Consider the following 21,937-nt stretch of genomic DNA (forward strand, 5'->3'; position numbering starts at 1 on the left):
CGTGCGGGTCCCACTCGTCACCCGGTGAGCGTCAGGGGGCGGTAGTGGTGGTTGCGTCGCCAGGGCTCGCTGGGACGTCGCCGGAACTCGACGATGTGGTCGATCGCGTGGAGCCGGACCTGCCATCCGCGGTCGTGGACCTCGTGGTGGTGGCGTGCGCAGAGCAGCACTCCGTCGTCGACCGTGGTGGGTCCGCCCCGCGACCACGGAACGATGTGGTGGCTCTCGCACCAGCCGGGCGGCCGGTCGCAGCCGGGGAACGCGCAGCCGAGGTCGCGGAGCGCGAGGGCTCGTCGCTGGGGCACCGAGTGGAGGCGCTCCTCGCGACCGAGGTCGAGCGCGGCCGACGTGCCGCCCATGACGGCCGGCAGGATCCCAGAGCCGCAGGCGAGCCGGCGCAGCTGCCCGGCCGAGACGGTGGTGCCGTGCTCGGTGACCCCGGCGCGGTCGGTGGCGCCACGCAGCGTGGACTCGTCGACGGTGACGACCAGGGTCGCCGGGATTCCGCCATGGTTCCCGAAGGCGTCCTTGGGCAGGTGCCGGACGAGCTGGACGAACGCCTCACCCTGTGCGCGGGGACGATCCGGGACGCCGTCCTGCTTGCGGGGCGCGGTGGCCGAGTCCATGAGCGAGCGCAGGACGTCTCCGGTGACCGCGTCGACCTCGAAGCCGCCCTTGACCATGCCGGTCTCGGCATCCGGGCGGGACATCCAGAACGACACCTGCGTGGCCTGATTGCGCTCGTCGCGCTCGACCTGACGGTTCTCGAGGGCATCGGCGCGGTCGACGTCGACGACCTCCACCGCCCGGCGGGCCTTGCGGCGGAGCTGTTCCAGTGGGAGATCGGCCGCCGCCGCGGTGAGGTCGCACTCGATCGCGCGACGCTCGTCGGCCGTGAGGTCGAGAGGCAGGTCCTGCAGCGCGTCGCTGACGATGCGCGCCTTGTCGGTGGACATGCCGGCGCGACCGAGCGACTCCCGCAGGACGGGCGCGGCGTCGAGCTGCTGGGCGAGCCGGACCTGCTGCGCCGCCTCGCGCCGGGAGACGCCCGCCTCCTTCGCGACGAGCGCCGTCATCGACAGCTCGCCGGCCGTGCGGTGCGCCTGGGCGCGCGAGGCCTCCGCCATCGCGGCCAGACCGAGCGCGGTGGCCTTGCGGACCAGATGCTGCGCCAGACGATTCAGCCGGACCAGCTCCTCGGCGGTGAGCTCGCTCAGGTCGCAGCCCAGCGCCGCGTCGAGGGCCTGCGGCCCCGACTCGATCTGACTGAACACCCGATGCATGCGTCCCCCGACGGCTCGAACTGATGTTCTGAGTCTACTTCATTGGGCCCAACAGAACAAGCATCACTGCGAGGAATCTTCCTGGACCGCGTGGTCGCGCTGCCACCAGAACGTGAGCTGCTCGCGCGGCACCTTCGGCTGCACGACCACCTTCAGCCGGCGCGGCCCGGCCAGCGCGAGGTAGCCCTGCCGGTCCTCCAGCTCGAACTCCCACGGCAGCTGGAGCGCCAGCGCCTGGTCGACCAGCCGGCCGGGCACCTCGTGCTCACCGATCTCGGTCGGGATCTCCACGTCGGCAGGATCCGCGAGGTCGCCCTTCCACAGCACGACGCTGTCGCGGTCGAGCGCCCACGGCTCCTCACCCGTGAGGGTGAGCCCGGCGGCCTCCTGGCGGATCGCCGCCGATCCCAGCGGGTCAATCCGCGTGACCACCTCGCGCCGGGTGCGCCCGTGATGGGTCACCTCCACGACCAGCTCCGAGGAGTCGACGTCGTCGAGGTCGGGCAGCGCGAGCTCGAGGTTCCAGACGCTGTCCTCGTTGCTGCGACGCGTGGTCCGGACCCGATGCCCGATGAACTCGCCGGCAGACGCCACGGTGAACTCGCGCTCCCACCCGGTGATGTCGCGCAGCCAGGCGCGGCACGTCAGCGCTCCCCCGTCGAGGTGCCGCAGCCACGCGGCGACCGTCAGGCGCAGACCGTTCTCGTCGAGTCGTGCGCGCAGGATCGCGGCATCCAGGGGCGTCTGACGCTCGGACAGGACGCGCGCCGCGTCGGGCACGTCAGGGTCACCCGTGAACGGGAAGACGAGTGCCGGGTCTCCCCCGACTTCGTCCGATTTCAGTGACGGCAGGTCGAAGCCGCCGCGCTCGACGAACGCCTGCACGTCCGCCGCTCGTCCGGCCCTCAGCAGCGCGTAGACCACGCGCGCCTCCGCTGGCACCTGCGACAGGTCGACGTCCGGCTCCGCCAGCAGGTCGAGGGCCCCTCGGACCAACCGATCTCGGTACCCCTCGTCCGCGACCTTCACCAGCGTGCGCAGATAGCGCGGCACGTCGTTGGACAGCACCTGCGACGCTCGCGCGGCACGGGCGCCCGGGACCGCGTCGAGAGCGTCGAGGCTCAGAGCGATCGCATCGAAGAAGGCGCCGATCGAGCGCTCCGTCGCCTCGCGGGTGATCGAACCCGCGCGCACGCGCCACAGGTAAGTCGGCACCGGCACCAGGTCGACGTGCTCGGCCGCCGCGTAGGCCTGGGCCGTGACCTCCTGGTCCTCGTAGAGGACACCCTCCCGAAACACGAGCCCCGCCCGGTCCCAGAAGGCTCGCCGATAGACCTTCGACCAGGCCGTCGCTTGCGCCAGGATCTCCGGCTGCTCGTGCGCCACGACGGTCCGCGACCCGTCGGTGTAGAACTCGGCTACCCAAGGCGGTGTGGGGCTCAGGGCGTCCGCGTCGCGGAACTGCCGGTAAGGCAGGAGCGCGTAGTCGGAACCGGAGCCTTCGAGCGATGTCAATGCTGCGTCGAAACCTCCGTCCCTCGTCACCACGTCGTCAGAGTCGACGAATGTCAGGTACGGCGCGGTGGCGTGTTCGACGCCCGTCATCCGCGCCGCGCTCAGTCCGCCGTTCGGACGCGTCACGACCGTGACCCGAGGGTCGCGCCGCGCGTACTTCCGAGCGATCTTGGCACTGCCATCGGGAGACCCGTCGTCGACCACGATCACCTCGAGCGGTGCGGCCGCCCAGTCAAGGATCGAGTCCAGGCACTCCGCCAGGTACTCCTCGACGTTGTACACGGGCACGATGACACTCAGCAGCGGCTCGGGAGCCGCGCGCCGGAACAACCTCACGCGTCCCACCCGAGCAGCCCGTCGACGACCCGCTCGGCCGCTCGGCCGTCGTGGAACCGGTTGAACCGCTCGTTGAAGGCCGCGTAGGCGTCGGCGTGCTCGGCCACCCACGACCTGTCGCGCACCAGCGCCGGCAGCTCACTCGAGTCGCGCACCACGGGGCCGGGTGCGGACTCCTCGAACGGGAACAGGAACCCGCGCAGCTCCTGCTCGTACTTCTCCAGGTCGGGCACGAAGAACACCATCGGCTTGCCGGTGATCGCGTAGTCGAACCGCAGCGACGAGTAGTCCAGGATCGCGAGGTCGGACGCGAGCACGAGGTCGTTGATCTCGGGGTGGTCGGTGACGTCGACGACCCCTCCCCCGGTGCCGTGCCGCTGGTCGGACCGCGCCACGGAGTGGTGGCTGCGCTGGAGCACGACCACGTCGTCGCCGAGCTCCTCGGCGAGCGCCTTCACGTCGAGGAGGTTCGGGTCGGCCGACGTGTTGTCGCCGCGCGAGAGGTCCTCGCGCCACGTGGTGGCGTGCAGGACGGCCACCTGGTCATCGCGGATGCCCAGCAGGCGGCGCGTCGCGCGACGCACCTCCGCGGCGTCCTCGGCGAGCAGCGAGTCGGTGCGCGGCAGGCCGTGGTCGAACGCCGGGCCCTCCCAGTCGTAGGCCTCGCGGTAGAACTCGGCCGCCTCCGGGTACGGAAGGCAGATCACGTGCCAGTACGCCGAGCGCCGGTCGGTGGCCTCGAACTGCGCTCGCCACGGTGCCATCCGGCGCACGAAGTCGGGCCGGCCCATCCGCTTGAACGGCTGGCCGTGGAACGTCTGGAGGTACACCTGCCCCAGCCGCAGGCGGGTGTACGCGCCGACCTCGGTGTTCTTCACGAGGTACTTCGCGGACGCCAGCGTGGAGTACCACTCGCGCGTGCCGGCGACGACGCGCTTCGCGCCCTCGGGCAGCGGCACGGAGTGGTCGACGGTGCCCCAGTAGAGCCGCATCCGCGGGTCGCGGCGGTGGAGCTCGCGGTGGATGGCGGCCTGGCTGTCGGTGGCGACCTCGGCCCAGTAGCACTGGAACATCGCGGCGCGCGGGTCCACCTCGACCTCGAGCGCCTCGTACGCCTCGCGCAGGTACCGCTGGCCATACATGGTGTTCTCGTCGGGCTGCCGCGGCTTGATCAGGCGCAGTCCGAGGTCGGTGGTGTGGCCGACGAGCGGACCGTCGGCGAGGTCGGTGGGCCAGCCCACGAGCTCGGCCGCGAGGGGCAGCGGCGTCCCGTCGGACACGACGGCGTAGTCGCCCAGCGGCAACGGCAGGGCACCGCGCCCCCACCGGTCGGCGGTGGCCGGGAAGACGGCGCGGAAGCTCGAGCCCAGGCGGGTGAACTCGGTGGCGGGGAGGGTGAGGCCGGCGGACTCGAGGGTGGGCGCGGCATCGAGCCCGCGACCGCTCACCACGATCGTGCCGCGCTCGAGCGAGATCGTGTCGACGACCGGACCGACCGGTTCGGGTTGCGCGATCAGTCCGATCCGGCCGGAGGCGGTGCGGCCGGCGAGACGGACCTCCACCTCCAGCTCGAGCGCCTGCTCCGGGCCGAGCCGCGACAGGGGCACGTCGAGCGCCCACGTGCTGCGGTCGTAGGTCTCGCGCCACATGGCGGGACCGCCGCGGTGACCCGAGGTCTCGCCGGTCCACTCGACCCGCACGCCGGGAGTCACGACGGTCAGCTCGGGAACGGCGCCCGGCGCGTCGACGTGGGCGAAGCCGGCGCGGAACACGGCCTCGAAGCGATCGCCCACGACACGGGAGCGGACGACCTCGCCGGCGAAGCGGGTCTCGGAGTCGGCGAGGACGAACGCCTCACGGGGGATCGCCGGGTCGTCCCAGCCGGGGAGGTGGGCCACCGGCTCGCCCTCGTGCAGGCCACCGGCGTGCTGCCGCACGTCGAGCAGGCCCTGGTTGAGCGCGGCGTGGAGCGCATCGGCGTCGCCGTGCTCGAGGTGGTGCAGCGCGACCTTCGCCCACGAGGGCACACGGCGAACGACGGCGGCGCGGTCGACGCCCTTCAACAGATCCGGCAGCCCGGCGCGGAGGTCGGCCTCGACGCTGCCGTCGAGGTCCTTCGGGAGTCGACGGACGAACGGAGGGAACTCCTTGACGAACACGTCGAGGGGCTTCGCCGGACCTGTCGCGAGGTCCAGCACCCGCCGCGAGAGCGACCGCAGCCTGCCCATGTCACCTACGCCTTCACCGAACATCCCGGACGGCCTCGATGCTATACGCTCGCCGCGTGTCGCCTTCCGCTGCTGCACCGGGCGAGCCTGCCACGAGCTTCCCCGACGGAGCCTGGTTCTCGGTCGTGGGCAACGTCCGCCTCGGCGCCGGCGGCCAGACCCGCATGGTGCTGCTGCGCCACCGCCTCTTCGTCGCGGCCGGGCTCGACTTCCCGATCCTGACCTACAACCCGGTGCCGTCGTACGAGCCGATCCGCACGGGCCTGCTGGCCGACGGCCTGCTGCTGCCCGAGAGCAGGCTGCTCAACCTGCACGAGGACCTCCGCGAGCGTGATCTCGGCGCACTGCCCGCCGTCGAGGCCTCTCCGATCGTGCCCGGCGCGAGCACCGAGGACGACGTCGAGGACGGCTACACCTGGCGACGCCGTCACCTCGACGCCGCGGGCACCGAGACCACGTGGGAGTACCTGCGACCCGACGGGACGACCTACGCGTTCACGCCGCCGGACGTGATGGACGGCGACACCCGCGTGCTCGCCCGCGACGGCCGCGTCGTGCTGGCCGGCGACGGACTCGGCGACCTGTGGCGCTGGTGGACCCGGCAGCTGGCGCCGGCCGACGGCACGGTGTTCCTCGTGAGCGACAGCCGCTTCGTCGCCGAGGAGCTCGGCCTGCTGCACGACCCGCGCTTCGTGCTCATGCACCAGATGCACAACCCGCACCTGCGCGGCGACCGCCGCTGGGACTCGCCCCTCGAGCCGTCCTACGCGTCGTCGCTGGAGCACGTGGACCGGTTCGACGCGCTCAACACCCTCACCGAGCGCCAGCGGCACGACCTGCGGCTCCGCTTCGGCGACCTGCCGCAGTTCCACGTGGTCGCGAACCCCGTGGAGGCCGTCGAGCCGCCCTCGCCCGCACCGGCGCGCGTGCCCGGGCGCATCGTCGTGATCGCCCGGTTACACCCGCAGAAGCAGCTGGACCGGGCCATCGACGCGTTCGCCCTCGTGGCTCCCCGGCACCCCACCGCGACGCTGGAGATCTACGGGGATGGCGACGAGGAGGAGAAGCTGCGGGCCCGCGCCGCGAAGCGCGACGTGGCCGACCGGGTGGTCTTCCACGGGCACGTGCCCGACGCCGCCGACCGGCTCTGGGAGGCCGACCTCGCGTGGTTGACGAGCCGCTTCGAGGGCTACGGGCTCTTCATCCTCGAGGCGCGGATGCGCGAGTGCCCCGTGCTGGCGTTCGACGTGCCCTACGGCCCCGCCGAGCAGATCGAGTCGGGCGTGGACGGCGTGCTCGTGCCCGCGGGTGACGCGGCCCGCCTCGCGCACGCGGCGCTGGACCTCCTCGCCGACCGCGTGCGGCTCGAGGCCATGCGCCCGCGCGCCCGAGCCGGGGCCATCGCGCACGGCCACGAGTCGTTCCTCGCCGACTGGGCACAGGTCGCGCGCGACGCACAGGCGCGCAAGGTGGAGCGCGTGGACCTGCGGGATGTCGCCGTGGACTTCGCGGGGCGCTCGGCCGTCGTCCGGGTGAGCGGCGAGGGAGACCTCGACGCGGTCGAGCTGCGCTGGCAGGCGTGGCAGCAGGGCGACGACGCCCCCACGGACCTCACGACCTCCCTCGAGCGCGAGGGCACGACCTTCGAGATCCGGGCCGGGCGCGCGCCCAAGGGCGCGCACGAGCGGCTGCTGCTGACCTGGTGGAACGCCTCCTGGCAGCAGGCCGTGCCGCAGCGACGCTGGTGGCAGCGCGGCCGCTAGGTCACTCGGGCCGGTCGAAGACCATCCGCTTCAGCGCCTGGACGTCGCGGTCGAGGTGATCGAGCCTGTCGTCCACGCCGCGGAACTGCTCGTCCACGCGCTCAAAGCGGGTGCTCATCTCGCCGCGGAGACCATTGACCTCGCCACGCAACCCGCCGATCTCTCCCTTGAGCTCACCCCGCAAGCCAGCCAGTTCGGCACGCAGGACACGAGTGAAGGTGCCGGTCACGATTCCCACCATGGCGAACATGGATGCACCGAACACCCCCATGAGCGTCCACACCTGCGGCGCGTTCATGAGTGCTGCCCCCTCATCTCAAGGCCGGAGGCCTCGGCGGGCGCCCCGCGCTTGCGGCGAGTGTCGGCACGAGCCGCGAACGCGGCGAGTCTGCATTCGGCCCATTCGACCCACGTCTTTCGCTCGTCCGCGGTGAGATGACCGAAGTGCTCGAACGTCACCGGCTGATCGGATTGGTCGAAGCCTGGCAGGCTTCTCAAGGCCGCAGGCATTGGAAACAGCGAAGACGGCGGGAAGCCCGGCCCATCGAGCGGGAACTCGAACACCCCCGGTTTTACTTCGACCCCCAGCTTGAAGGCGAGCGATTTTCTCGCGACTTCATCGAGGCGTTGAAACAGGTTCTGCAGCCCGCTCGGCGATACATCGACCTCGGAACCGTCTTTCGTCCAATAGTGCGCCCGGATGGGTTGCGCGCCCGGCTTCAGCAACCAATTCGTGCGATACGAGTGAAACACCGCGTTCCGCTCCTCCAGCGCCTCCCTGCAACTGTTGGCCCAGCGGTCAAAGTCGGGGATCTCTAGGCGGCACCAAGGTGCCTGCTGTTCCTTAACGAGAAGGTCGCGCGCCTCTGCGAGCGCGTTGCGAACCTTCAGATTGGGAGCGTGGAGTACACCCAAGCAGTAGGCCGTGTAGTACGCCTCGTACTCAAGCCGACCCGCTGCCACGACGATGGATCCCAGCCCACGAACGTAGTCGTCTTCCCCATCCGGCTCCATGAGCGCCACTCTGGCCGGTCAAACCTGCACTACGCAAGCAACGGCGCACGGCTGGGTGTGACCGGAATGCGCGCGTCCACCACGCGAAGATCACGTCCCCACATTTCGCGCGCGCCGGGCGGCAGCGGCACACGCCTTCTTCACGCGGGCAAAGAATGCCCGCGCGGAGCCTCCGGCGTCGGGAAGGGCCGCTCCCAACCTCCCGGCTCCCCCAGAGGGTGCCTATGGCTTGTTGACCTCGTTCAACTCGATCACTCCCCCATCATGACGACTGGAGAGTGACGATGCCAGACCTCAGCGACGCCCACCAGAGTGGGCGGCGGGTCTGTGGACAGACTTCAGGCGGGGGCCGGGCCGGCCTCTGAGGTGGTCTCCTCGTCGTCGTCCGACGGGAGCCGGCAGGTCCACTCCAGGACGAGCGCGGCGATCAGCAGCAGCAGGGCCGCGGCGGCCGCGGCGCCGGCGCGCCAGAACCTCAGTTCACCCAGCTCGGTGGACGATCCGAGGTAGGCCAGCGCGTAGCCCGCGTAGCCGCCGGTGAAGACGCCCCCGACGAGCACGGCGGCCTTGGCCAGAGCCAGCAGGCGGATCGCGTGGTCGGCGGTGAAGCGCCGCTGGCGCCGGTGCAGGTTCTGCCAGGTGCCCCAAGCGAGGGCAGCGACGGCGATGGCACCGCACAGCAGCACGATCGCGGCGGCCCAGCCGGGAACCGGCGGGGAGGTGCCGTCGAGCCGCACAGTGAGGGGCGGCAAAAGGCGACCGGCGACGAGACCCGACGCGATGAGCACCGCGACGTAGAGGGGCGAGCTGCGCCGGGCCTTCCTCATCGGACGATCACAGAATGATCTCGACGTCCTCGCGCTTGGTGACGCCCGAGGTGTCGACGCCCGACACGAGGTCGGCCACGAAGCCGTGGCCGGGGATCTCGCCCTCGGGATCGATCTCGAGCCACGGCACGAGCACGAAGCCCCGCTCGTGGGCGCGCGGGTGCGGCAGGGTGAGCGAGTCGTCGTTGGCGACGCGGTCGCCGACCACGATGATGTCGACGTCGAGCGTGCGGGGGGCACCCGGCTCGCTGCGCTCGCGCTCGAAGGCGTCCTCGATCGCGAGGGCGCGGTCGAGCAGCGTGTGCACCGTCAGCGTGGTGTCGATGAGGACGACCGCGTTGAGGAAGGAGCCCGAACCCTCGGGGGTGCCGACCGGCTCGGTCTCGTAGACCGAGGAGATCGCGACGACCGTGACCTCGGGAGTGTCCTCCAGCGCGGAGACGGCGCCCTGCAGGCGGCCGGCACGATCGCCGAGATTCGAGCCGATCGACAGGACGGCCTGGCGGATGGGTCGCATTCCCCCGGTCATCGTGTCGGCGTCGAGCTCGTAGGGCGTGGGTGCTTCGGTCACAGCTTGCTCCGCTCCATCGTCACGGTGACATCGGTGAACGCCACCTCGATCGGCGCCTCGGGCTTGTGCACCGTCACGCTGACCCAGCGGACGGGCTCATGTCCCAGACACACGTTCACTATACGGAGGGCCAACGTCTCGATGAGATCCACGGGGTCCCCCGTGATGATCGCGTGGACCTCCTCCGCGAGTTCGCCGTAGTGCACGGTCTGCGTCAGGTCGCCCGAGACCGCGGCGGGCTCGAGGTCGACCGACAGCACGAGGTCGACGACGAACGTCTGACCATCCCTGCGCTCGTGGTCGAAAACGCCGTGGTGGCCCACCGCGGAGAGCCCTCGGAGCTCGATCCGGTCCCCCAGGTTCTCGCTCACACATCCTCCGGTTCGATCAGGGGCGAGGCGTGCCTCGCGAAGAATCGCCATTGTCCCGCATCGCGGACCAAGATGCTCGTGGCGACCGCGCGACCGCCGTTGAACGACTCCACCGACCCTGCGTCGGACAGGATGTTCTCGGTGCACACGACGATCGCCGTGGTCGGGTCGGTGGCGGGCAGCAGGGTGACCTCGACGTCGGTCAGGAAGAACTGGATGTAGCCGACGCCGGCCATCAGCACGGTCCACGACCGCAGGATCGGACCCGTCCCGTTCAGCGGCGGAGCGCCCGGGTGCACGCACGTGGTGGCGACGTCGTCGACCCACAGCGACGTCATGAGGTCGACGTCGCCGGTCTCGATCGCGTCGTAGAACGCGCGGTGGGCGGCCAGGACGTCAGCCACGGGCGGCCTCCGAGCGCAGCCGGGCCGCCACGCGCACGGCGTCCGCGCTGGGCCGGGGGTCGTGGACCCGCACGCCCCACGCCCCTGCCATCGCCGAGAGCGTGCTGATGGCGGCGGTCGCGTCCTCGCGGCCGTCGACGGGGCGCGGGCCCACGGAGTCGGCCAGCAGCGCGCCGAGGAAGCCCTTGCGGCTGGCGGCCACGAGCAGCGGCCGACCGAGGTCGGTGAAGCGCTCGAGGTGCGCGAGCAGGGTCCAGTTCTGGTCGCCGGTCTTGCTGAAGCCCAGACCGGGATCGAGGATGACCCGCTCGGGGTCGACGCCCGCCTCGCACACCGCCGCGTACTGGCTGCGGAGCTCGGAGACCACGTCCTCGACGACGTCGTCGTAGTCGGTGTGCTGCTGCATCCGGTCCGAGTGCGCGCGCCAGTGCATCACGACGAACGGGACGCCGGCGCGGGCGACGAGGGGCACCATCTGCGGGTCGGCACGGCCGCCCGACACGTCGTTGACGATCGCCGCGCCCGCCTCGATCGACTGCTCGGCCGTCTCGGACCACATCGTGTCGACGGAGACGACGACGCCCGCGTCGGCCAGCCGGCGCACCACCGGGACGACGCGGCGCAGCTCCTCCTCGCGGTCGACCGGGAGCGCACCCGGACGGGTGGACTCGCCGCCGACGTCGACGAGGTCGGCACCGCGCCGCACCAGGTCGAGTCCGTGCTCGGCCGCGGCGCCGGGGTCGAACCAGCGACCTCCGTCGGAGAACGAGTCGGGCGTGACATTGACGACCCCCATCACGACGCACCGGTCCTCGGGGAGTCCGGGGATCGGTGGGGTCGTCATGCGCGCTCCTGCCTCACCTGCTGATGAGGTTCATCGCCTCGGCGCGGGTGGCGGGGTCGAGCAGCTGGCCGCGCACGGCGCTGGTGATGGTGCGGGCGCCGGCCTTGGCGACGCCACGCATCGTCATGCACAGGTGCTCGGCCTCGATGACGACGATGACGCCCTCGGGCTCCAGGACCTCCACGATCGACTCGGCGATCTGCGTGGTGAGGCGCTCCTGCACCTGCAGCCGCCGGGCGTAGACGTCGACGAGGCGGGCGAGCTTGGACAGGCCGGTGACATGACCGTGCTCACCCGGGATGTAGCCCACGTGGGCGACGCCGAAGAACGGCACCATGTGGTGCTCGCACATGCTCCACAGCTCGATGTCGCGCACCAGGACCAGCTCGCGGTGCCCCACCTCGAAGACGGCGGAGAGCACCTCCTTGGCGTCCTGGTCGTAGCCGCGCAGCAGCTCGGTGTAGGAACGGGCGACGCGGGCGGGGGTGTCCTCGAGTCCGTCGCGCTCGGGGTCCTCACCGATGGCCGCGAGCAGCTCGCGGACGGCCGCCTCGGCACGGGGTTGGTCGACGGGCACGGCGCTCCTCAGATGGTGGGTGACTCGCCCGGCTGGGGCTCGTCGACAGGAGTTGCGTCGGGGCCGGCGTCCGGTCCGACGACGATACCGTCCTCGCGATCGTCACGGCTGGAGCCGTTGCGGTGCGGCACGACGATGGGCGGCTGCGACGACGGGAGGCGCGTGTCCGAACCGGTCCACGCGGGACGGATCTCGCGCCGGTTCAGGGCCTCGAAGATGCGGGCGACCTCGGCCTTGTCGAGGGTCTCCTTCTCCATCAGCTCGCGCACGAGGCTGTCGAGCACCTCGCGGTTGTCCACGAGGATGTCGAACGCCTCCTGGTGAGCCTGCGCGATGAGCGAGGAGATCTCGTCGTCGATCGTCGCGGCGATGTCCTCGGAGTAGTTCCGCGAGTGGCCGATGTCGCGGCCCAGGAACGGCTGGCCGTTGTCCTCGCCGAACCGCACCGCGCCGATGCGCTCGCTCATGCCGTACTGCGTGACCATCGCTCGGGCCAGGCTGGTGGCCTTCTCGATGTCGTTGCCGGCACCCGTGGTGGGGTCGTGGAAGACCAGCTCCTCGGCGGCGCGGCCACCGAGCATGTAGGCCAGCTTGTCGAGCAGCTCGGCGCGCGTCTGGCTGTACTTGTCCTCGTCGGGCAGCACCATCGTGTAGCCCAGGGCGCGACCGCGCGGCAGGATCGTGATCTTGTGAACGGGATCGCTCTGCGGCAGCGCCGCGGCCACCAGGGCGTGGCCGCCCTCGTGGTAGGCGGTGACGAGGCGCTCGTGCTCGTTCATGAGGCGCGAGCGCTTCTGCGGGCCGGAGATGACGCGGTCGATCGCCTCGTCCAGCGCCTCGTTGTCGATCGTCGTGGCGGCACCGCGCGCGGTGAGCAGGGCCGCCTCGTTCAGGACGTTGGCCAGGTCGGCGCCGCTGAAGCCGGGGGTGCGGCGCGCGACGGCCTCGAGGTCGACACCCGGCGCGATGGGCTTGCCCCGGGCGTGCACCTTGAGAATCTGGGTGCGGCCGGCCAGGTCGGGCGCCTCCACCGCGATCTGGCGGTCGAAGCGACCCGGACGCAGCAGCGCGGGGTCGAGCACGTCAGGACGGTTCGTCGCGGCGATCAGGATGACCCCGCCGCGCACGTCGAAGCCGTCCATCTCGACGAGCAGCTGGTTGAGGGTCTGCTCGCGCTCGTCGTGGCCGCCGCCCATGCCGGTGCCGCGGTGACGGCCGACGGCGTCGATCTCGTCGATGAAGACGATCGCGGGGGCGTTGTCCTTCGCCTGCTCGAACAGGTCGCGAACGCGGCTGGCGCCGACACCGACGAACATCTCGACGAAGTCCGAGCCGGAGATCGAGTAGAACGGCACGCCCGCCTCGCCGGCGACGGCGCGGGCAAGCAGGGTCTTGCCGGTGCCGGGCGGCCCGTAGAGCAGCACGCCCTTGGGGATCTTCGCGCCGACGGCCTGGAACTTCGCGGGCTCCTGCAGGAACTCCTTGATCTCGCCGAGCTCCTCGATCGCCTCGTCACAGCCGGCGACGTCGGCGAAGGTGGTCTGCGGGGTGTCCTTGGTCATCAGCTTCGCCTTGGACTTGGCGAACTGCATGACTCGGCCGCCGCCGCCCTGCATCGAGTTCATCAGCCACAGGAAGATCAGGATGAAGATGACGAACGGCAGGAAGCTCAGCAGCACCGAGAGGAACGTGTTCTTCGGCGGGATCTTGACGTTGTAGGCGTTCATCTGGTCGTCGTCGACCAGCTTCTGCGCCTGGGTGACGAGCTGGGAGCCCTGGTCCTGGCCGAGCCACGTGGCCTTGACCTTCTTCTCGTCGTCGCCCTTGAGGGTCGCGCGGACCTCCTGGTCGCCGTCGACGAAGGTGACGTCCTTGATCTTGGCGTCGTTGAAGTAGCCCACCATCGTGGCGGTCTTGACCTCGCGGTACCCGTCGGCCGACCCGGAGAACGACAGCACGCCGATGACCACGCCCGCGATCAGGATGATCCACAGCCACGGTCCCTTGAACACGCTCTTGATGCTCATGCCGCCTCGTCGTTCATGCAGGTGGTGTTCCGTTCGATGCTCACAGCCGTGTACTCAGGAGTACATGTGCTTGGCCAGTGTGCCGATGCTGCGCAAATTGCGGTACTTCTCGTCGTAGTCGAGTCCGTAGCCGATCACGAAGGCGTTGGGGATGTCGAAGCCGACGTACTTGACGTCGACGGGCATCTCGAGGGCCTCGGGCTTGCGCAGCAGCGTGGCGATCTCGACCGAGGCCGGGCCGCGCGACTTCAGGTTGGCGACCAGCCACGACAGGGTCAGGCCGGTGTCGATGATGTCCTCGACGATCAGCACGTGACGGCCGTCGAGGTCGGTGTCGAGGTCCTTGAGGATGCGGACGACGCCGGAGGACTTGGTGCCGGCGTAGGACGACACGGCCATCCAGTCGATCTCGACGTGGCGGTTCAGCTCGCGGGAGAGGTCGGCCATCACCATGACCGCGCCCTTGAGGACGCCGACGAGCAGTACGTCGCGGCCCTCGTAGTCGGCCTCGATCTGGCGGGCCATCTCGGCCAACCGGGCCTTGATCTGCTCCTCGGTGAAGAGCGTCTGGGTCAGGTCGAGGTCGGCTTCGACGTGCGAGGTGTCCACGACGCCCAGCGTGCCACAAGCGGCGGAATCGGTCTCAGCCGGTGGCGAGGTCGCACGATGAGGCATTCGGGTGCCGCAGCGGGGCGGAATGCCTCATCGTTCGTCGCGGAACCGGACCCCGGCGCCCTCGCGGACGGCGACGACATGACCGGGGAGCTCGATCCGTGTGCCGCCGCGGGCGTTCAGCAGCCCGTCGAGGGCGAGGGTGTGGGCGTGCGACAGCTCGCCCGGAGCCGCGCCGGCGGCCACGGCCAGACGGCGCCACACCCGCAGGCGCAGGGCGCGGTCGAGGTCGCCGAACGACTCGACGTCGTCGATCTCGCCCTTCGTCGGCGTCTCGTTGGAGGCCATGGTGTCGAGGAGGTCGGCGTCCGCGCGCACCAGGTCGGCGGTGCGCCCCAGCGCCTCGGCCACGCCCCCGCCGAGCACGTCCTCCAGCAGCGGCAGCAGCTCGCGCCGCACGCGGACACGGCGGTAGGAGGAGTCGTCGTTGTGCGGGTCCTCCCACCACTCGAGGTCGTGCAGCGCGCAGATCCGCTCGGTCTCTGAGCGTCGCAGCGTGAGGAAGGGCCGGTGCAGTCGGCCGCTCACCGAACGCATCCCGTCGATCGCGCGGGGACCCGAGCCGCGCGCCAGGCCCAGCAGGACCGTCTCGGCCTGGTCGTCGAGGGTGTGCGCGAGCAGCAGGCCGCCGCGGCCGGCCTCGTGGTGCAGCGCGCGGTAGCGGGCGACGCGCGCGGCGTCCTCGGGTCCGGTGCCGAGGTCTCCGACCTCCACGGCGCTGACCGAGGCGGGCAGGCCGAGCGACGCGCACTGCTCGGCGGCCCGGGCGGCCACCTCGGCCGAGCCGGGCTGGAGCCCGTGGTCGACGACCACCGCACGCGCCTCGACGCCGCGGCGGCGCACGAAGAAGGCGACGACCGCGGCCAGGGCCAGGGAGTCGGCACCGCCGGAGACCGCGACGACCGCTCCGGGGGCCAGGTGGGGCTCGACGAGGTTCCGCGCCCGCGCAACGAGCGGGTCGAGGCGCGTCACCCGTGGGCCACCCTGATCTCGATACGCGGGCTCGTTCCTCGCCCTGCTACTCGATCACCGAACGGAGCGCAGCGGTCGACGCGACGCGAGCCCGTCCCTCGGTCGCGGGGCCGGTGGTCGAGTAGTACGCGAGCGCAGCGAGCGACGTATCGAGACCACGTCGACAGGCGGCCGGGCACGTCCGCGCCTCAGCCGTGGACGCGGGCGACCCAGGACTTCGGGTCGACGATCTCGGCGCGCGTGGGCAGGTGCTCGGGGGCGGCCCAGACGGCGTCGAAGCCGTCCTTGCCGACCTGGTCGGTGACGGTGCGGACGAAGGTGGCGCCCTCGCTGTACTGGCGCATCTTGGCCTCGTAGCCGAGCAGCCGGCGGAAGACCTTCGACAGCGTCGAGCCGGAGGCCCGGCGCTTGGTGAACTTGCGACGGATCTCGGCGACGCTCGGCACGATCTCGGGGCCGATGTCGTCCATCACGACGTCCGCGTGGCCCTCGAGCAGCGACATCAGTCCGGTGAGCCGGTCGACCACCTCGCGCTGCTGCTCGTTCTGGAACAGGTCCGACAGGGACTTGTCCGAGTCGCCGCGGACGATGCGCACCAGCTCGGGCAGCGCTTCGGAGAGCAGGTCGGTCACCGCTCCCCCGCCGACGTCGGTGACATCCATCAGCTGGTCGACCTGGCTCAGCATGTGGCCGCGCATCCACGGCACCGCGGTGAACTGCGCGCGGTGCGTCTCCTCGTGCAGGCACACCCAGCGCCGGAAGTCGGTGGGGTCGACGTTGAGCTCGCGCTCGACGTGCACGATGTTCGGCGCGACCAGCAGGAGGCGCCCGGGTCCGTGGCCGCCCTCGGCGAACGGGTCGAACTGGCCCAGCACCTTCCCACCGAGGAACGCCACGATCGCGCCCAGCTCGACGCCGGTGACGCGCCCGCCGACGGCCTTGGGCAGGCCCGTGGGCAGCTTGCCCTCGGCGGCGAGCTTCTCGTTGAACGGGGTCATCAGGACCTCGAACGCGGCGAGATTGGCATCGGCCCAGCGCGGACGGTCGACCACCAGGACGGGCGTCGGGTAGGCGGGAACGAGGCCGGTGAACTCCCGGACCGGCCCCTCGGCGATCGCCGAGGCCTCGCGCAGCTCGGCGACGACCTCCTCGACCTCCGCCGCGCTGAGGTCGGGCCCGGGCTTCATGAGCCGCCGGGCCGTGGAGCTGGCGACCTTCCAGTCGATCATGGCGTCCAACCTACGTCCAAGCGCCTCAGCGCGGGCCGATGTCGAGGACGCGGACCACCGGCTCGCCCTCGGCGTCGGAGGCGTCGAGGTCGACCTCGGCGCTGATGCCCCAGTCGCGATCGCCCTCGGGGTCGTCGAACACCTGCCGGACCTGCCAGACGCGGCGCGTCTCGTCCTCCACCATGAACAGCTGCGGGCCGCGGGCCTGGGCGCCGCTGCCCAGTTCGCTGTACTCCTCGCGGTAGCCGGCGATCGCCTCGCGCCACGCGAGCGCGTCCCAGCCGGAGGCCGCGTCGAGCTCGCCGAGCGCATCCCACCGGCCGAACGCGGCCAGCTCGACCCGGCGGAACATCGCGTTGCGCACCAGCACGCGGAAGGCGCGGGCATTCGCGGTGAGCGGGCGCGGCGTCTCGGCGCCGGTCGCCTGCGGGCGCACGTCGGCCGGGTCCTCGCCGGGCGCGATCAGCTGCTCCCACTCGTCGAGGAGGCTGGAGTCGGTCTGGCGCACCAGCTCGCCCAGCCACTCGGTGAGGTCGGTCAGCTCGTCGTTGCGCACCGCCGTGGGCACCGTGCGGACGAGCGTCTTGTAGACGTCGGAGAGGTAGCGCAGGACGAGTCCCTCGGACCGGGCCAGGCGGTACTCGGCGATGACCTCGGAGAACGTCATCGCCCGCTCCCACATCTCGCGCACGACCGACTTCGGCCGCAGCTCGTGGTCGGCCACCCACGGGTGACCGTTGCGGTACATCTCGTAGGCGGCGTTCAGCAGGTCCTCGAGCGGCTTGGGGTGCTCGACGTCCTCGAGCAGCTCCATCCGCTCGTCGTACTCGATGCCGTCCATCTTCATCTCCGCGACGGCCTCGCCGCGGGCCCGGAATCGCTGGGCGCTGATGATCGGCCGCGGGTCGTCGAGCGTGGACTCCACGACCGACACGACGTCGAGGGCGTAGGTGGGCGACTCGCGGTCCAGCAGGTCGAAGGCCGCGACCGCGAACGGCGACAGCGGCTGGTTCAACGCGAAGTTCGCCTGCAGGTCGACGGTGAGGCGCAGGGTGCGGCCCTGGGCGTCGGGCGGGTCGATCCGCTCGACGACCTCACCGGCGAGCAGCGCCTCGACGATGTTCTCGACCTCGGCCAGCAGGCGCTCCTGCGACTCCTCGGTCTCGCCGCTCTCGCGGATCAGGTGCTCCAGCGCCGCGCGCGCGTCGCCGGGCCGGGTGATGACGTCGAGCACCATCGCGTGGCTGACCTTCATCCGCGACACCAGCGGCTCGGGCGTGCCGTTCACGAGCCGCTCGAAGGTGCCGTGGCCCCACGAGACGAAGCCCTCGGGCGGCTTCTTGCGCTGGATGCGCTTGAGCTTCTTCGGGTCGTCGCCGGCCTTGCGCACGAGCCGCGCGTTCTCGATCTCGTGCTCGGGCGCCTCGACGACGACGTGGCCCACGGTGTCGAAACCGGCGCGGCCCGCCCGACCGGCGATCTGCTGGAACTCGCGCACCTGGAGGTGGCGCTGGCGGGTGCCGTCGTACTTCGACAGGCCGCTGAAGAGGACGGCGCGGATCGGCACGTTGATGCCCACGCCGAGCGTGTCGGTGCCGCACACCACCTTCAGCAGGCCCTGCTGCGTGAGGGTCTCGACGAGGCGGCGGTACCGCGGCAGCATGCCGGCGTGGTGGACGCCGATGCCCATGCGGATCAGGCGCGAGAGGGTCTTGCCGAACGCCGAGGTGAAGCGGAAGTCGCCCAGGGCGTCGGCGATCGCGTCGCGCTCGGCGCGGGTGGCCACCTTGGCGCTGGTCAGGGCCTGCGCGCGCTCCAGCGCGGCCGCCTGCGAGAAGTGCACGACGTAGACCGGCGTCTGGTGCGTCTCGACGAGCTGCTCCAGCGTCTCGTGCACGGGCGTGGTGACGTACTCGCTGACCAGCGGCACCGGACGCTCGACCGACGTGACCGCCACGGTCTCGCGGCCCGTGCGCCGGGCGAGGTCGGACTCGAGGCGCGTCGTGTCGCCGAGCGTGGCCGACATGAGCAGGAACTGGGCGCGCGGCAGCTCGATCAGCGGCACCTGCCAGGCCCAGCCGCGGTCGGGGTCGGCGTAGAAGTGGAACTCGTCCATCACGACCAGGCCGATGTCGGCCGCGGCGCCCTCGCGCAGCGCCATGTTCGCCAGGATCTCGGCCGTCGCGGCGATGATCGGCGCATCGGCGTTCACGGCGGCGTCGCCGGTGACCATGCCCACGTTGTCGGCGCCGAAGACCTCGCACAGGTCGAAGAACTTCTCGCTGACGAGCGCCTTGATCGGCGCGGTGTAGACGCTGCACTCACCGCGCGCGAGCGCCGCACCCATCGCCGCAGTGGCGACGAGGCTCTTGCCCGAGCCGGTGGGCGTGGCCAGCACGACGTTGGACCCGGCGACCATCTCGAGGATCGCCTCGTCCTGCGCGGGGTACGGCGTCAGGCCGCGGTCCTCGATCCAACCGAGGATGGCCTCGTGCACCGCGTCGACGTCGTCGGTGGTGCCGGCGGGGAGCCGGTCGACGAGACGGGAGGAGGCCACCTGAGCAGCCTAGAGGTCACCTCGCAGGGTTGATCTCGATACGCCCCCGCAAGCGGGAGGTGCCCCCACGTCTCGCTTCGCTCCGCCCCGGTGGTCGAGTGGCACGCGAGCGCAGCGAGCGGCGTATCGAGACCAGCGGCGCGCTAGGCCCCGCAGGCGCAGGAGGCCATCGACGCGGCGACGCGGTCGAGCGCGGCCTGGGTGACGAAGGGGTTGACCTGCTCGGTGTCGTCGGACATCACCGCGAAGGCCACCGGCCGGCCGCCGTCGAGGGTGACGATGCCGGCCAAGGAGTGCACGCCGGTGAGCGTGCCGGTCTTCGCGCGCACGACTCCGCGCGCGTCACTACGGTCGTAGCGGTTCTCGAGGGTGCCGCTGAAGCCGCCCACCGGCAGGCCGCTCAGTGTCGAGGACAGCCGCGGCCTGGCCGACGCCTGGACCATCGTCTCGGCGAGCGTGGTGGCGGAGATCCGGTTCTTGCGCGAGAGCCCGCTGCCGTCGTTCAGCACCAGGCCCTCGGTGCTGACGCCCGACCTGGCGAGGACCTCGGTGGCGACCTTCGCACCACCGGCGAAGGAGCCCGGCTGCCCTCCCCCGATCGCGGCCTGGCGCAGCAGCACCTCGGCGACCTCGTTGTCCGAATCGGCCAGGAACCGCTCGACGATCCGCGACAGCCGGGCGCTGCGGGCCTGCGCGACCTTCGTGGCCCCGGCGGGCGCCTCCACCCGGGCGGGCTCGCCCGCCACGTCGACGCCCCTGGCCCGGAGCAGCTCCGCGAAGCGACGGGCGGCATCCGCGGCGGGCTCGGTGGAGCGTGCGGCGCCCACCCGCCCGCGGTCGATCCACAGCGGGCTGACGGGGGCGACCACGCTGCCGACGTAGCCCTCCTCCCAGGCCGGGCTGACCGACGGCCCGGAGAACAGGGAGACGTCGTAGTCGAGCGTGACCCTCGCCCGACCGACCTTCGTCGCCGTGGCGACGGCCAGCGTGGCGAGGTCGGCACGCTCGACGGGCGACCCCTTCGTGCGGGTGTCGGTGAGGTAGGGATCGCCACCGCCGACCAGCACGAGCCGGTCGCCGTCGCGCACCACCGAGGTGGTGAAGGTGGCGTCGGGACCGAGGGTGTCGAGGGCCGCCACAGCGGTCAGCAGCTTCGTCGTGGAGGCGGGGATGTGCGTGCCGTCGCCCGACTCGGCCAGCACGGTGCCGTCGCGGGCGTCGAGGGCGACGAGGCTGGTGCGTCCGCCGAGGGCGTCGGACGCCAGCGGCTCCTTCACCGCGGCCGCGAGCGCGGCGGCGTCGACGGGCGCGGAGCCGACGCCGGTGGCCCGGTCGGACGCGGGCGACGCGGACGCCAGGCCGGTGGGGGCGGTGACGTACTCCGGTCCGCACGCGCCGTCGCACAGGATGGGGTTGAGGTCGCCCCGCAGGTACAGCGCGCCGATCGCCGCGAGCGTGACCACCACGAGCAACGGCAGCATCCAGGCCGCATGCACTCTCTCCCCCCTGCGGGAGTCACGGGCCTTCACGTGCGTCAGACTATGTGACAGCCATCAACACCAAGCCGGAGGAATCGTGTTTTTCGACGTCACCGTGGAAATCCCCAAGGGCGAGCGCAACAAGTACGAGCTCGACCACAAGACCCACCGCATCCGGCTGGACCGCACCCTCTTCACGTCGATGCAGTACCCGGCGGACTACGGGTTCATCGACAACACCCTCGGCAACGACGGTGACCCGCTCGACGCGCTCGTCATCCTGCCCTTCCCGACGTTCCCCGGCTGCGTCATCGAGTGCCGCGCGATCGGCATGTTCAAGATGACCGACGAGGCCGGCGGCGACGACAAGATCCTCTGCGTGCCCGCGGGCGACCCGCGCCACGACCACACGCAGGACGTCGGCGACGTGTCCGACTTCGACCTGCGCGAGATCGAGCACTTCTTCACCAGCTACAAGGACCTCGAGCCCGGCAAGTCGGTCGAGGAAGGCTCCGAGTGGGTCGGCCGCGCCGAGGCCGAGGCCGAGATCCAGGCCAGCTTCGAGCGCTTCAAGGCCAACGGCGGCTACTGAGCCGCGGGGTCCCTCCGGGGCCTGACGAGACCGGCGAGCACGTCGCCGAACACGTCCATGTCGATCTTCGGGTCGAGCGCGCGCAGGCCGCCGAGTCCGGCGCCCACCGCGAGCAGGGCCGTGGCCACGTGCTCGACCGGGACCGTGGTCTCGAGCCCCGCGTCCTCGACCGTGGCCGAGATCAGCTGCGCGATCAGGCGGCGCACCTCGCGGTGACGCTTCACCAGCTCCGACGCCACCCAGGGGTTGTGCCGCGCGACGGCGGCGAACTCCACCTCGAGCGCCGTCCAACGGGGCTCGCCCAGGCCGGACCGCGACCACTCGACGAAGCTCTTCAGGCGCGTCTCGATCGACGTGTCCTCGGTGAACATCTCGTGCACGAGGCGGATCTTCTCGGCGTGGATCGTGTCGAGCGCCGCCATGCAGAGCTCTTCCTTGCCGGCGAAGTTCGAGTACACCGCGCCCTTGGAGAAGCCGGCCTCGACCGCCACCTTGTCCAGCGACGTGCCGGAGTACCCGACGTCCAGGAACATCTGGGTGGCCACCTCGACGAGGCGGTCACGCGTCTGCTGCTGACGCTCGGCACGGCTCACTCTGGTCTGCGTCACGGCGGGCTCCTTCCGGCTTCGCATACCGATGGTATCTGAATCCGGGAGACTGTCGTCCGGCAATCCCCC

The 21,937-nt window shown here is 71.2% G+C and carries 20 protein-coding genes; 2 read left to right on the top strand and 18 right to left on the bottom strand.

What is annotated here, in order from left to right; translation table 11 throughout:
* Positions 1-17: 17 nt before the first annotated feature.
* From B2363_RS11215 to B2363_RS11225, 3 genes are all read right to left on the bottom strand, one after another.
* Complete coding sequence (locus tag B2363_RS11215; RefSeq protein WP_286930231.1) at positions 18-1,274, bottom strand: HNH endonuclease signature motif containing protein; 1,257 nt, start codon at positions 1,272-1,274, stop codon at positions 18-20.
* A 72-nt stretch (positions 1,275-1,346) separates the two neighbouring features.
* Positions 1,347-3,134, bottom strand: coding sequence for a glycosyltransferase family 2 protein (locus B2363_RS11220; protein WP_286930232.1), 1,788 nt, complete (start codon positions 3,132-3,134; stop codon positions 1,347-1,349).
* Complete coding sequence (locus B2363_RS11225; protein ID WP_286930233.1) at positions 3,131-5,362, bottom strand: CDP-glycerol glycerophosphotransferase family protein; 2,232 nt, start codon at positions 5,360-5,362, stop codon at positions 3,131-3,133. The genes B2363_RS11220 and B2363_RS11225 overlap by 4 nt, the downstream gene beginning before the upstream one ends.
* Before the next feature lie 56 nt (positions 5,363-5,418).
* Here B2363_RS11225 and B2363_RS11230 point away from each other — a divergent pair, with 56 nt between their 5' ends.
* Complete coding sequence (locus tag B2363_RS11230) at positions 5,419-7,125, top strand: glycosyltransferase (RefSeq protein WP_286930234.1); 1,707 nt, start codon at positions 5,419-5,421, stop codon at positions 7,123-7,125.
* Position 7,126: 1 nt separating this feature from the next.
* Here the strand turns inward: B2363_RS11230 and B2363_RS11235 are convergent, their stop codons facing one another.
* The 14 genes from B2363_RS11235 to dacB form a co-directional block, all read right to left on the bottom strand.
* Positions 7,127-7,423 (bottom strand): hypothetical protein, encoded by a 297-nt coding sequence (locus tag B2363_RS11235; RefSeq protein WP_286930236.1) that lies wholly within the window; start codon positions 7,421-7,423, stop codon positions 7,127-7,129.
* Positions 7,420-8,139: a hypothetical protein gene (locus tag B2363_RS11240; protein ID WP_286930238.1), complete on the bottom strand. Its 720-nt coding sequence runs from the start codon at positions 8,137-8,139 to the stop codon at positions 7,420-7,422. The genes B2363_RS11235 and B2363_RS11240 overlap by 4 nt, the downstream gene beginning before the upstream one ends.
* A 338-nt stretch (positions 8,140-8,477) precedes the next feature.
* Positions 8,478-8,966, bottom strand: coding sequence for a DUF3180 family protein (locus B2363_RS11245; RefSeq protein ID WP_286930240.1), 489 nt, complete (start codon positions 8,964-8,966; stop codon positions 8,478-8,480).
* 7 nt (positions 8,967-8,973) lie between these two features.
* A complete protein-coding gene (gene folK, locus B2363_RS11250; protein WP_181754200.1) occupies positions 8,974-9,537 on the bottom strand; it encodes a 2-amino-4-hydroxy-6-hydroxymethyldihydropteridine diphosphokinase in 564 nt (187 codons plus the stop codon).
* Positions 9,534-9,908 (bottom strand): dihydroneopterin aldolase, encoded by a 375-nt coding sequence (folB, locus tag B2363_RS11255; RefSeq protein WP_286930244.1) that lies wholly within the window; start codon positions 9,906-9,908, stop codon positions 9,534-9,536. The genes folK and folB overlap by 4 nt, the downstream gene beginning before the upstream one ends.
* On the bottom strand, positions 9,905-10,312 hold the full coding sequence (locus tag B2363_RS11260) for a nuclear transport factor 2 family protein (protein WP_286930247.1): 408 nt from the start codon (positions 10,310-10,312) through the stop codon (positions 9,905-9,907). Before B2363_RS11260 ends, folB begins: the two co-directional genes overlap by 4 nt.
* The gene (gene folP / locus B2363_RS11265) at positions 10,305-11,156 is read right to left on the bottom strand and encodes a dihydropteroate synthase (protein ID WP_241732820.1); all 852 of its coding nucleotides are present in this window, start codon (positions 11,154-11,156) and stop codon (positions 10,305-10,307) included. Before folP ends, B2363_RS11260 begins: the two co-directional genes overlap by 8 nt.
* Positions 11,157-11,169: 13 nt before the next feature.
* The gene (folE, locus tag B2363_RS11270; RefSeq protein WP_286930251.1) at positions 11,170-11,733 is read right to left on the bottom strand and encodes a GTP cyclohydrolase I FolE; all 564 of its coding nucleotides are present in this window, start codon (positions 11,731-11,733) and stop codon (positions 11,170-11,172) included.
* Positions 11,734-11,741: 8 nt separating this feature from the next.
* Positions 11,742-13,760, bottom strand: a complete 2,019-nt coding sequence (gene ftsH, locus B2363_RS11275; RefSeq protein WP_286930253.1) for an ATP-dependent zinc metalloprotease FtsH — start codon at positions 13,758-13,760, stop codon at positions 11,742-11,744.
* A gap of 54 nt (positions 13,761-13,814) precedes the next feature.
* Entirely contained in the window at positions 13,815-14,369 is a 555-nt protein-coding gene (gene hpt, locus B2363_RS11280; RefSeq protein WP_286930255.1) for a hypoxanthine phosphoribosyltransferase, read from the bottom strand.
* Between the two features lie 93 nt (positions 14,370-14,462).
* A complete protein-coding gene (gene tilS / locus B2363_RS11285) occupies positions 14,463-15,404 on the bottom strand; it encodes a tRNA lysidine(34) synthetase TilS (RefSeq protein ID WP_286930257.1) in 942 nt (313 codons plus the stop codon).
* A 188-nt stretch (positions 15,405-15,592) separates the two neighbouring features.
* Positions 15,593-16,633, bottom strand: a complete 1,041-nt coding sequence (locus tag B2363_RS11290) for a zinc-dependent metalloprotease (RefSeq protein ID WP_181754182.1) — start codon at positions 16,631-16,633, stop codon at positions 15,593-15,595.
* Between the two features lie 25 nt (positions 16,634-16,658).
* Positions 16,659-19,190, bottom strand: coding sequence for a DEAD/DEAH box helicase (locus B2363_RS11295; RefSeq protein WP_286930260.1), 2,532 nt, complete (start codon positions 19,188-19,190; stop codon positions 16,659-16,661).
* Positions 19,191-19,333: 143 nt separating this feature from the next.
* Entirely contained in the window at positions 19,334-20,671 is a 1,338-nt protein-coding gene (gene dacB / locus B2363_RS11300) for a D-alanyl-D-alanine carboxypeptidase/D-alanyl-D-alanine endopeptidase (protein ID WP_286930262.1), read from the bottom strand.
* Between the two features lie 94 nt (positions 20,672-20,765).
* On the opposite strand from dacB, the gene B2363_RS11305 reads away from it, so the two are divergent.
* Complete coding sequence (locus B2363_RS11305; protein WP_181754176.1) at positions 20,766-21,260, top strand: inorganic diphosphatase; 495 nt, start codon at positions 20,766-20,768, stop codon at positions 21,258-21,260.
* Here B2363_RS11305 and B2363_RS11310 read toward each other — a convergent pair.
* Positions 21,254-21,868, bottom strand: a complete 615-nt coding sequence (locus tag B2363_RS11310; RefSeq protein ID WP_231948696.1) for a TetR/AcrR family transcriptional regulator — start codon at positions 21,866-21,868, stop codon at positions 21,254-21,256. The two genes, B2363_RS11305 and B2363_RS11310, sit on opposite strands and share 7 nt — an antisense overlap.
* Positions 21,869-21,937: the final 69 nt, after the last annotated feature.

Source organism: Aeromicrobium sp. UBA7512, assembly GCF_002476985.1.
GTDB lineage: Bacteria > Actinomycetota > Actinomycetes > Propionibacteriales > Nocardioidaceae > Aeromicrobium > Aeromicrobium phoceense.

Excerpts from the sequence above, each read along its gene's own strand:
- B2363_RS11225 (WP_286930233.1), bottom strand. The coding sequence starts at position 5,362 with ATGGGCAGGCTGCGGTCGCTCTCGCGGCGGGTGCTGGACCTCGCGACA.
- B2363_RS11235 (WP_286930236.1), bottom strand. The coding sequence starts at position 7,423 with ATGAACGCGCCGCAGGTGTGGACGCTCATGGGGGTGTTCGGTGCATCC.
- B2363_RS11240 (WP_286930238.1), bottom strand. The coding sequence starts at position 8,139 with ATGGAGCCGGATGGGGAAGACGACTACGTTCGTGGGCTGGGATCCATC.
- B2363_RS11245 (WP_286930240.1), bottom strand. The coding sequence starts at position 8,966 with ATGAGGAAGGCCCGGCGCAGCTCGCCCCTCTACGTCGCGGTGCTCATC.
- folP (WP_241732820.1), bottom strand. The coding sequence starts at position 11,156 with ATGACGACCCCACCGATCCCCGGACTCCCCGAGGACCGGTGCGTCGTG.
- ftsH (WP_286930253.1), bottom strand. The coding sequence starts at position 13,760 with ATGAGCATCAAGAGCGTGTTCAAGGGACCGTGGCTGTGGATCATCCTG.
- B2363_RS11290 (WP_181754182.1), bottom strand. The coding sequence starts at position 16,633 with ATGATCGACTGGAAGGTCGCCAGCTCCACGGCCCGGCGGCTCATGAAG.
- dacB (WP_286930262.1), bottom strand. The coding sequence starts at position 20,671 with ATGCTGCCGTTGCTCGTGGTGGTCACGCTCGCGGCGATCGGCGCGCTG.